Origin of the sequence: Pseudomonas sp. BGI-2 (assembly GCF_004310295.1) — a bacterium.
In the GTDB taxonomy this organism is placed as follows: domain Bacteria; phylum Pseudomonadota; class Gammaproteobacteria; order Pseudomonadales; family Pseudomonadaceae; genus Aquipseudomonas.
In genome coordinates, this window is record NZ_SISB01000025.1 from 92,178 (window position 1) to 99,141 (window position 6,964).

Genomic DNA, 6,964 nt, shown 5'->3' on the forward strand with positions numbered 1-6,964 from the left:
ACAGATTTTGTAATGATTTCCGACTGTAGGAAATGTCACTTTCGCGTGTACGCTCCAAGGCCTTTTTCCTTTCAGGACTTGCATGAACACCCTTTTGGAGCCTCCCGGTTATCCTTTCTCCTCGCGCTACCACGCGGTCTTGATGCACGCGAAACATCCGGTTTTCCGACTTCTGAATCCCCTTGTCACTTTACCGCCACGGCCTCTGTGCCGCGCCTTGCCGTGCCCGGCTTTCTGAACTCACTAAAGGGATCGAGACGTTTTTATGGAATGGATAGCTGACCCCACCGCATGGCTGGGCCTGTTGACTCTAATTGTGCTTGAGCTGGTGCTAGGCATCGACAACCTGGTGTTTATCGCCATCCTGGCCGACAAGCTGCCGCCCGAGCAACGCGACCGTGCGCGGCTCATCGGTTTGTCCCTGGCGTTGCTGATGCGCCTGGGCCTGCTGGCGAGTATTTCGTGGCTGGTGACCCTGACTCAGCCGTTGATCGAGGTGTTCGACAAGAGCTTCTCCGGCCGCGACTTGATCATGCTGTTCGGTGGTGTGTTCTTGTTGTTCAAGGCCACCATGGAATTGCACGAGCGACTCGAAGGCCATGTCGGCCAGCGCGCTTCTAATGCGACCTATGCGATGTTCTGGCCGATCGTGGCGCAGATCGTGGTGCTCGATGCGGTGTTCTCCCTCGATGCGGTGATTACCGCTGTGGGCATGGTCGATGAATTGGCCGTGATGATGATCGCGGTGATTATTTCCATCGGCCTGATGATCGTCGCCAGCAAGCCGCTGACCCGTTTCGTCAATGAACACCCGACGGTGATCATGCTCTGTCTGGGCTTTTTGATGATGATCGGCTTCGCGCTGACCGCTGAAGGCTTGGGGTTCCACATTCCGAAGGGCTACCTGTACGCGGCCATCGGTTTCTCGATCCTGATCGAGGTCTTCAACCAGATAGCCCGGGCTCGCCGTAAAAAATCGATGCAGGGCCTGCGACCGATGCGTGAGCGCACGGCCCACGCCGTGTTGCGTTTGCTCGGTGGCCGCTCGCTGGCGGTGGAGGAGGTTGGCGAAGAAATTGCCGACATGCTGGAGAATGGCGAAGCGCCGAGCGTAGAACTGTTCGACCGTCGCGAACGAGTGATGATCAGTGGTGTTCTGCAACTCGCCGAGCGACCGATCCGCACCTTGATGACCGTACGCGCTGATGTGGATCACATCGACCTGTCCGACGATGCCGAAGTCATTCGCACGCGCCTGATGAATTCGTCCTATTCACGCCTGCCGCTGATTCGCGATGGCGCGGTGGATGAGCCGCTGGGCTTCGTGCACAAGAAGGAATTGCTCAAGGAATACCTGGCCGGCAACCAGCCCGGTCTTGAGCATTTGGCGCGCAAGACCATCAACTTGCTGGACAGTTACTCGATCCTCAATGCCCTGGAACAGATGCGCCAAGCCTCGACTCACATTGCGTTCGTGGTCAATGAGTTCGGTGACTTCGTCGGTGTGCTGACCATGACTGACATTCTCGAATCGATCGCCGGCGAGTTGCCGGATGCCAGCGAAATCGAGGGCCCGGATGTGGTCGAGGAGAAGGGTGGGTTCATGGTCAGCGGCGCGTTGAACCTGGCGCGGGTGCGACAGCGGACCGGGTTTGCGGCAGAGCCTACCGACGACTATCAAACCTTGGCCGGGCTGGTGGTCAGCCTGCTGGATCGCCTGCCGATGATCGGTGACAGCCATGAGTGGGAAGGCTGGCGGATCACGGTGGCGGCGGTTGAGGAGCGGCGGGTGACGCGGGTGTTGCTGGTGCGCGCGGTTTAGATCGTTCCCGCGCGTGGGAACGATCATTGCTCAAACCCCGATCAACGTGTGCGCCCGAGGAACAGTGCACAGTCGGCGCAGGGTCTGGCGTAACCACGCCAGATCGTGAACCGGTTTACGGATCACCATTGCCGGTTTCACCTTGCCGATGTGCTTGGCGAAGTTTTCCTGCAGGGTTTGTTCAGTGCCGATGCCCTTGAGCTTTTTCAACAGTTTCCCATCCTTGTAAAACAGCACGGTCGGGGTGCCGGTGACGTTCGGGTGCCGAGGCGATTCACGAGTGTCCAGCATGTAGATCTGCGCGTGATGCCGATAAGCCTCGGCGATCTGACGGAAGATCGGCCCGGCTGTTTCGCAGGCCGGACAGTGCTGACTGCCGAAGTACAAGATCACCGGGCGCCAGGTTTTCAGGGCTTTGCGGTAAACCGGAGCCATCGCCGGTTGGGACGTTGTCGAGCTCATTGAAATTTCCTTTTCACAACGATCATCGAGGCCAATTGACGTTAAAGGAGCAAGAGAGGTGAGTCTACTGTCAGAAATTACAGGTGAGCCTTTACCGCTTGAATGGAGATTTAGGCGAACTACCGTCGGTCTGGAAATAGGTGTTACCTGTCAGATCTGACAGTAGATATTTAGTTTGCTTGGAGGCTGAATAAGCGGACCGTTTTTTCCATTGCCCTGCACATCGCGGCGCAACGGAAACGGCTACCCACCTACGCAAAGGAGCTACGCGATGATCGGGAATAAATTGGCTACGCATCAGGAGAACTTGATACTTAACGGTGATTTTTCACAAGGTGAGGAGCATTGGCGACTCAATGCCCCTGTCGAAATTCGCGATGGGTACTGTTACGCAAGCGGGGGCGGCTCAGCGGATCAGAGTGATGTGAAACTGAAACCCGGCACATACCGTTTATCTTTCGAGGGGCTTTTTCTCGACGAAACAAAGAGCTACGTCAACGTGGCCTTGGAAATGTCAAACCTGCGTCTGCAACTCTTTGTAAGGCCCGGAGCCGATTACGTTACTTATTCGGTCGGTTTTTCTGTGCCAAAACCATCGCACGGGGACGTTGATCTTCTCTCTGTGATGCTCATTGGTCAGGGAGCAGGTGGGAAGTTCCGGAATGTGAAGCTTGTCCTGGACGAAGCTTAATCCGGGTGTTGATGGTCGTTTCAATACCTATGTCTTGTCACTGACGAGGCCAGAATACCTTTGCTACCCTTTGAAGACGCGTTACGCCCTCAAAGGGTGCTTTGCGTACCAAGTTGTGTCCTAACGCCCCACTTCTGTAGCTAACAGTAGCGCTCTTTACGCTGATGACTCGGTAACGACCACCGTACTGTTCAAATCTCATGTTCTTGATTCGTAGTACTTTTCAATTTCCCCACGACGCTTAACACAGCCTGTGGCACACTTTCTGCTGTCTATTCCGTTGTTACATACCTATGTCCGGTATAGCGGAATAAACATCACCCTGGAGTGCTTGCCATGCATCGCCGACCTTCCTTATTTAAAGCGTGTATTTTTCTTGTCGCAGCGTCTGCTGCTGCCATGGGGGTGGCCCAGGCGGCGGACGGCAAGCTCGATAGCGTGCTGGCCCGCGGGAAACTGATTGTGGGCACGGGCAGTACCAATGCGCCGTGGCACTTCCAGGGAGCGGATGGCAAGTTGCAGGGGTTTGATATCGATATCGGGCGCATGATCGCCAAGGGATTGTTCAACGACCCGACCAAGGTCGAGTACGTGGTGCAGTCGTCCGATGCGCGGATTCCCAACCTGCTGACGGACAAGGTCGACATCAGTTGCCAGTTCATCACCGTGACCGCCAGCCGTGCCCAGCAGGTGGCGTTCACCCTGCCGTACTACCGCGAAGGCGTCGGCCTGTTGTTGCCGGCCAGCAGCAAATACAAGGAAATCGAAGACCTAAAGGCTGCCAACGACAGCGTGACCGTGGCGGTGCTGCAGAACGTGTACGCCGAAGAGCTGGTGCATCAAGCCTTGCCCAAAGCCAAGGTCGATCAGTACGACAGCGTTGATTTGATGTATCAGGCCGTCAACTCCGGCCGTGCCGACGCCGCCGCCACCGATCAGTCATCGGTGAAATACCTGATGGTGCAGAACCCTGGCCGCTATCGCAGCCCGGCTTACGCCTGGAGCCCACAGACCTACGCTTGCGCGGTCAAACGCGGCGATCAGGACTGGCTGAACTTCGTCAACACTACCCTGCATGAAGCCATGACCGGCGTTGAGTTCCCGACTTACGCGGCGTCCTTCAAGCAATGGTTCGGCGTTGATCTGCCGACTCCAGCCATCGGTTTCCCCGTCGAATTCAAATGATCCCGTGAGAGCGGGGCGCCCATAACGCGCCCCGTTCAAGGTACTGCTGACCATGAACTATCAGTTGAACTTTGCCGCCGTGTGGCGCGATTTCGACACTTTGCTGGCGGGGCTCGGTCTGGGCCTTGAGCTGTCGCTGGTGTCGATCGCCATCGGTTGCGTGATCGGCCTGATGATGGCGTTTGCTTTGCTGTCAAAGCACCGCGCATTGCGGGTGCTGGCGTCGGTGTATGTGACGGTGATCCGCAATACGCCGATTCTGGTGTTGATTCTGTTGATCTACTTCGCCTTGCCGAGCCTGGGGATCCGTCTGGACAAGATCCCGTCGTTCATCATCACCTTGTCGCTGTATGCCGGGGCGTACCTGACCGAAGTGTTCCGCGGCGGTTTGTTGAGCATTCCCAAGGGGCAGCGTGAAGCCGGCCTGGCCATCGGGCTCGGCGAGTGGCAGGTCAAGGCCTACGTCACCGTGCCGGTGATGTTGCGTAACGTGTTGCCGGCCCTGTCGAACAACTTCATTTCGCTGTTCAAGGACACCTCGCTGGCCGCCGCGATTGCGGTGCCGGAGCTGACCTACTACGCGCGCAAGATCAATGTCGAGAGCTACCGGGTGATTGAAACCTGGCTGGTGACCACAGCGCTCTATGTTGCGGCCTGTTACCTCATTGCCATGATGCTGCGTTACCTCGAGCAGCGTCTGGCGATCCGCCGATAGGAGGCCCACATGTACGAATCCCCTAGTTGGTTGCATGAATTGTGGGTCGCGCGGGAAGTGTTGTGGCAAGGCTTCCTGACCAGTGTGCAGGTCTCGGCGCTGGCGATTTTGCTGGGCACGATGGTCGGCATTGTCGCCGGTCTGGTGCTGACCTACGGCAATGTCTGGATGCGCGCACCGTTTCGGTTTTACGTTGACCTGATTCGCGGCACGCCAGTGTTTGTCTTGGTGCTGGCCTGCTTTTACATGGCGCCCGCAGTGGGCTGGCAGATCAGTGCGTTTCAGGCCGGCGCCTTGGGGCTGACGCTGTTTTGCGGCTCCCACGTGGCGGAGATTGTGCGCGGCGCGTTGCAAGCGTTGCCCAGCGGCCAGATGGAAGCGAGCAAGGCCATCGGCCTGACGTTTTATCAATCCCTTGGTTACGTGTTGTTGCCTCAGGCGTTGCGGCAGATCCTGCCGACCTGGGTCAACTCGTCCACCGAGATCGTCAAGGCCTCGACTTTGTTGTCGGTCATTGGTGTGGCGGAATTGTTGCTCAGCACGCAGCAGATCATCGCCCGCACCTTCATGACCCTCGAGTTTTACCTGTTCGCCGGATTTCTGTTTTTCGTCATCAACTACGCCATCGAATTATTCGGCCGGCACATTGAAAAGCGGGTGGCCTTGCCATGACTCAACCTCAAGTTTCGACACAGAACCAGGCCCTGCTGGATATTCGCGGCCTGCACAAACAGTACGGCAAGCTCGAAGTGCTCAAGGGCGTCGACCTGACCATGCAGCGCGGCAACGTGGTCACGCTGATTGGCTCCAGCGGTTCGGGCAAGACCACGCTGCTGCGTTGCGTGAACATGCTCGAAGAATTCCAGGGCGGCCAGATCGTGCTCGATGGCGAGTCCATCGGTTATGACGAGGTCAACGGCAAGCGCGTGCGCCACGCGGAAAAAGTCATCGCTCGGCATCGGGCGATGACCGGCATGGCGTTCCAGCAGTTCAACCTGTTCCCGCACCTGAGCGCGTTGCAGAACGTCACCCTCGGTTTGCTCAAGGTCAAAAAACTGCACAAGGACGAAGCCGTGGCGCTGGCGGAAAAATGGCTGGAGCGGGTCGGCTTGCTGGATCGGCGTGATCACTACCCCGGTCAGTTGTCCGGCGGTCAGCAACAGCGCGTGGCGATTGCCCGGGCGATTGCGATGAACCCGAGCCTGATGCTGTTTGACGAAGTGACCTCGGCCCTCGACCCGGAACTGGTCGGCGAAGTGCTGAACGTGATCAAGGGCCTGGCCGATGAAGGCATGACCATGTTGCTGGTCACCCACGAGATGCGTTTTGCCTTCGAGGTATCGGACAAGATCGTATTCATGAATCAGGGGCGCATCGAAGAGCAGGGGCCACCCAAGGAACTGTTCGAACGCCCGCAATCACCGCGTCTGGCTGAATTTCTCAAGAACACGCGGTTCTGATTTTTTAAAAAGCATTCCACTTGCAATCAGGAGAAACACGCATGAGCATTACTCGTTACGGCACCGGCAGCAGCGCCGCTGGCGGTACGCCTCGTCCTTTCGCCCGCGCCGTTGAAGCCGATGGCTGGCTGCACGTGTCAGGCCAGGTGCCGGCGCTGGATGGCGAGATCATTGTTGGCGGCATTGTCGAGCAGACTCACCAGACCATGAAGAACCTGATCGCGATTCTCGAAGAGGCCGGTTATGGCCTGGAAGATGTGGTGCGTGCGGGCGTGTGGTTGGAGGATCCGCGGGACTTCACGAGTTTCAACAAGGTCTTCTCCGAATACTTCAAACCTGAACACGCTCCGGCACGGGCCTGTGTGCAGGCGAACATGATGGTCGACTGCAAGGTCGAGATTGACTGCATTGCGTACAAGAAAAAGGCCTGAGATTTGCGGTGACTTCATCGCGAGCAGGCTCACTCCTACATTTGGAATGCATTCCTCTGTGGGAGCGAGCCTGCTCGCGATATAGGTAGTCCGTTCCTTTCTCTTCCATACTGATATCGCTGGAAGTCAGTTGTCGGCGAGGAAGGAACATGCACCTGTGGGCTACGAATATGCTCGCGCAGCACTCGATGATTACGC

General features: G+C 57.3%; 8 protein-coding genes. 7 read left to right on the plus strand and 1 reads right to left on the minus strand.

The features are described from left to right. The first annotated feature begins 265 nt into the window (after positions 1 to 265). On the plus strand, positions 266 to 1,822 hold the full coding sequence (locus EYC95_RS17900) for a TerC family protein (protein ID WP_131061551.1): 1,557 nt from the start codon (positions 266 to 268) through the stop codon (positions 1,820 to 1,822). A 30-nt stretch (positions 1,823 to 1,852) separates the two neighbouring features. On the opposite strand, the gene EYC95_RS17905 is transcribed toward EYC95_RS17900, so the two are convergent. Beyond that, positions 1,853 to 2,284, minus strand: a complete 432-nt coding sequence (locus tag EYC95_RS17905) for a co-chaperone YbbN (RefSeq protein ID WP_131061552.1) — start codon at positions 2,282 to 2,284, stop codon at positions 1,853 to 1,855. Between the two features lie 271 nt (positions 2,285 to 2,555). Between EYC95_RS17905 and EYC95_RS17910 the strand changes: the two genes are divergently transcribed. The 6 genes from EYC95_RS17910 to EYC95_RS17935 all read left to right on the plus strand — a co-directional run bounded on the left by EYC95_RS17910 (position 2,556) and on the right by EYC95_RS17935 (position 6,766). Then, positions 2,556 to 2,975: a hypothetical protein gene (locus EYC95_RS17910; RefSeq protein ID WP_131061553.1), complete on the plus strand. Its 420-nt coding sequence runs from the start codon at positions 2,556 to 2,558 to the stop codon at positions 2,973 to 2,975. A 336-nt stretch (positions 2,976 to 3,311) separates the two neighbouring features. Beyond that, complete coding sequence (locus EYC95_RS17915) at positions 3,312 to 4,160, plus strand: transporter substrate-binding domain-containing protein (protein WP_131061554.1); 849 nt, start codon at positions 3,312 to 3,314, stop codon at positions 4,158 to 4,160. A gap of 52 nt (positions 4,161 to 4,212) precedes the next feature. Beyond that, positions 4,213 to 4,875: an amino acid ABC transporter permease gene (locus tag EYC95_RS17920; RefSeq protein WP_131061555.1), complete on the plus strand. Its 663-nt coding sequence runs from the start codon at positions 4,213 to 4,215 to the stop codon at positions 4,873 to 4,875. A 9-nt stretch (positions 4,876 to 4,884) separates the two neighbouring features. Further along, positions 4,885 to 5,547, plus strand: a complete 663-nt coding sequence (locus EYC95_RS17925; protein WP_131061556.1) for an amino acid ABC transporter permease — start codon at positions 4,885 to 4,887, stop codon at positions 5,545 to 5,547. Beyond that, on the plus strand, positions 5,544 to 6,335 hold the full coding sequence (locus EYC95_RS17930) for an amino acid ABC transporter ATP-binding protein (protein WP_131061557.1): 792 nt from the start codon (positions 5,544 to 5,546) through the stop codon (positions 6,333 to 6,335). Before EYC95_RS17925 ends, EYC95_RS17930 begins: the two co-directional genes overlap by 4 nt. Before the next feature lie 41 nt (positions 6,336 to 6,376). After that, positions 6,377 to 6,766, plus strand: a complete 390-nt coding sequence (locus EYC95_RS17935; protein ID WP_008033044.1) for a RidA family protein — start codon at positions 6,377 to 6,379, stop codon at positions 6,764 to 6,766. Positions 6,767 to 6,964 lie beyond the last annotated feature (198 nt).